The sequence below is a fragment of the Proteiniphilum sp. X52 genome (assembly GCF_003712195.1).
Classification (GTDB): Bacteria; Bacteroidota; Bacteroidia; order Bacteroidales; family Dysgonomonadaceae; genus Proteiniphilum.
The window spans coordinates 1-961 of sequence record NZ_RDSD01000072.1; the positions used below are offsets into that span (position 1 = coordinate 1).

Below are 961 nucleotides of genomic sequence, written 5' to 3' on the forward strand. Positions count from 1 at the left end.
CCCGGTTCAGTGAAAAATACGAACGCGGCAACAAAAAACCACCAAAACTCCCCGTCTTGGTCGATATACACCAGCGGGTTGTTCAAACAGTAACCATACCGGTTGAAGTTCTGCGTGAAGTCCGGCATCTGCACATAGGGGGCAGGACTTAGGAACCGTCCCAAGGCAGGATCATACAGGCGGGTGTTCGCTTCGCACCTTTTGCTCACGCTCGGCAATGTCCAAACAGGTTTGGCATTGCGCTCGCTTAACCGCAAAATTCATATTCACCAGTCCGAACCGGGGCCGGTGTTCATGGCCGGTGTGGCCGCGGCGCAAGCGGTAATACTGCCATCCAAATAAAAATAAGTTGGTTTGAAGAGCTACCCCGCCGCCGCGGGATAGCTGTCGGTTTCATTTATCGCGGTTTAAAACCGCTGTTGTTTTGGGCGCAAGTTTCTGACTTGCGCCTATCAGGAGTTATTTTACGAAATTATTCGTGCTGTCCGGTTTGGGACTGAATGGTTTAAAATGATAGATTTCATCTTTTTCCCGTCTTTCCGAGCCATTGGGGCGGTAAGAGGCCGTGATATGGAACGTGCTGTCGTTTAAGATTTTGCCTTCCCTTATATACACCTTGGGTTGCCCCGGAGAATTGGGATACCATTTTTCAAACAATATTTTATCTCCAGTAACCTTAAATACCCCCCAATTATCTTTATATTCTCTTTTTACTTTCAACCATTCACTACTTGTAAAGTCATTTTCTATGCTTGTTATTTCGGTTTCGTCTACTGCGCCTCCGTACAGGATAATTCCATTTTCATATAACAGATATGTATTGTAATAAACTTCGTTTTCACTTGGATAATACTTGTAGTAATAATATCCGTCAATCCTTAACTCATTACCGGTATAGGGCTGTTTGGGCAAAGTTAACTCTTCACTGCCAAAAAGCAATTTACTGCATGCGCAACTTATA

Annotated in this window: 1 protein-coding gene and 1 pseudogene; both read right to left on the minus strand. The window is 44.7% G+C overall.

What is annotated here, in order from left to right; genetic code table 11:
* Window positions 1-318 (minus strand): annotated as a pseudogene (locus D7D25_RS17680) (RHS repeat domain-containing protein); the annotation flags it as partial.
* Window positions 319-459: 141 nt separating this feature from the next.
* A partial coding sequence (locus D7D25_RS17685) for a 3'-5' exonuclease (RefSeq protein WP_158602671.1) occupies window positions 460-961 on the minus strand: 502 nt, incomplete at its 5' end.